The organism is Streptomyces sp. NPDC002265 (assembly GCF_040296125.1).
Taxonomy (GTDB): Bacteria; Actinomycetota; Actinomycetes; order Streptomycetales; family Streptomycetaceae; genus Streptomyces.
On record NZ_JBEOWS010000663.1, the window covers coordinates 1 to 1,901 of the forward strand.

At 65.2% G+C, this 1,901-nt stretch carries 2 protein-coding genes and 3 pseudogenes; 3 read left to right on the forward strand and 2 right to left on the reverse strand.

Annotation, left to right across the window (positions count from 1 at the left end; translation table 11 throughout):
* The 3 genes and pseudogenes from ABT085_RS46060 to ABT085_RS46070 all read left to right on the forward strand — a co-directional run.
* A partial coding sequence (locus ABT085_RS46060; protein ID WP_351623154.1) for a hypothetical protein occupies positions 1 to 216 on the forward strand: 216 nt, incomplete at its 5' end.
* 103 nt (positions 217 to 319) lie between these two features.
* Positions 320 to 796: a GNAT family N-acetyltransferase gene (locus ABT085_RS46065; RefSeq protein ID WP_351623156.1), complete on the forward strand. Its 477-nt coding sequence runs from the start codon at positions 320 to 322 to the stop codon at positions 794 to 796.
* Between the two features lie 106 nt (positions 797 to 902).
* Positions 903 to 1,049, forward strand: a pseudogene (locus ABT085_RS46070) (transposase); the annotation flags it as partial.
* A gap of 27 nt (positions 1,050 to 1,076) precedes the next feature.
* Here ABT085_RS46070 and ABT085_RS46965 read toward each other — a convergent pair.
* Together ABT085_RS46965 and ABT085_RS46085 are read right to left on the reverse strand one after the other, a co-directional pair.
* A pseudogene (locus tag ABT085_RS46965) lies at positions 1,077 to 1,547 on the reverse strand (winged helix-turn-helix domain-containing protein); the annotation flags it as partial.
* Between the two features lie 81 nt (positions 1,548 to 1,628).
* Positions 1,629 to 1,832: pseudogene (locus ABT085_RS46085) on the reverse strand (transposase); the annotation flags it as partial.
* Between the last annotated feature and the right edge of the window lie 69 nt (positions 1,833 to 1,901).

Below are 1,901 nucleotides of genomic sequence, written 5' to 3' on the forward strand. Positions count from 1 at the left end.
AACGTGGCAATCGGGCCGATCCAGCAGGACGTCAGCAGCACGCCGGTCGGTCAGGAGCAGAACGGCGAGGGTGAGCGCGAGAGCCTGGCCGTGGTCACGGTGCACCGGATCCGCTGCTTTGCTCACCCCGGCTTCGACAACCGGATCAGTGCCCTGAAGGCCGCATCTCGGGAAACGGGGCTTCACCCTTGGTCGTGGACACCGGTTGTTACTTGACGTCGGCTCTTCGGGGTGACGATTCGTTGAAGAGCCCAGCGGTAGGTGCTTGCCCAGCCAAAACCACGTGACAGCGACTGGAGCGGCGGCCCAGGATGTCGCTGTGATCAAGATACGAACTGCCTCCTCCGAGGATGCTCCTCTGCTTGCAAGCCTGAACGGCATCGTTCATGAGCTGCATGTGGGACACCGTCCGGACTTGTTCACGGACTCGCCCGAGCAGGACGTCCTTGAGGCGTTCTTCCTAGCCCGGCTGGCCGATCCCTCAGTCACCGCCTTCATCGCCGATAGCTCGGACGGCAGAACCCTTGGGTACGCCCAGGCTCGAGTCGTCAGATGGGATTCCAGTGCACTGGTCCGGTCGGACCTGGTCGTTTCTCTTGATCAAATCGCAGTAGTCCCCGATGCCGCTGGCATGGGCGTCGGCTCGGCGCTACTTGAAGCGGTGCGTGAAGTGGGACGCAAGGCAGGTTGTCGACGCCTGGTGACAGACGTCTGGGACTTCAACGAAGGCGCTCGTGCGTTCTATGACGCAGCTGGTTTCCGACGCATGAATGTGCGGCTGGATCAGCTGCTCTGACTCGGAAGAACGATTCAGGCATCCCTTCAGGGTGGCGGTGGTGGGTCGAGGCTAAGTCCGGTTCCAGCGAGGAAGCCGTCGAGGAGGGCGGGTCGGTATTGCAGGCTGGCTGACCGTGTTCCTGCTGCCCGCCTACTCGCCGGATCTGAACCCGGTCGAAGGGCTGTGGGCCCACATCAAACGCAGCCTCGCCAACCTCGCCTCGGTAGCCCTCGACCGCCTCGAAACCCTCGTCCGCAATCGACTCAAACGCGCCACTCCCGGTCATCGATCATCTTGCGCATCGCGCGGGAGACGTGGGTGTTCAGCCTGTCCCACACCAGCACGATGGGCGCCTTGACCAGCTGGTGCACGCCGTCGATCAGGCTGATGTAGTCGCGTTCGCCCATGCTGCGGCGTTCGTCCTTGCCGCTGCGGTGCACTCGCAGTCGGTGGCACAGTCGGGTCCTGGAGCTTGGTCGTACCGCGATGAGTCCGGCGACGGACAGGCGTCCGGAGCGGCGGCCGCTGACCGTCACGACCGGGGTGACGCCACGCCGTCCCCAGGTCCGTCCTCGGGGCGGCCAGCGGGTGAATCCTGTTTCGTCCTCGAAGCAGATCCATCCTCCGCAGGCCGCCCGTGCTCTTTTACCTCCGCCCAGGTCGTCTCCTTCCACGCCTCGACGGCCTGCTCGTCGCGCTCGGCAACCCGCCGTGCCGGCATCTGCGGGGAGAACCCGAGGCGGTGCATGAGCTTGGTGGCCCCGGAGACCCAGCTGGTCTCGGCCGCAAAATACTTCGCAGCCCTCCGCAGGATCTCCGGCTCGAGCTCGAGTTCCTTCACCCGCGCCCGCAGCTGACGGTTCTCCTTCTCCATCGCGGTGGCCTCCACCGCCCCGGGCCGGGCGGCCTGCTCGGCATCCCGCACCCACGTGCGCAGCGTCTCGTGGTTGACGCCCACGTCCTTGGCCACCGACGCATACGTCCCACCCGGGCTCGCGTGGTATAGCGCGACGGCATCGGCCCGGAACTCAGGCGAGTACTTCGACGTCCCCAACGGGAACTCCTGTCCTATGGATCATCACGATCCAATGATCAGGGTGCCCACGATCAAGGGGTAGGGCCC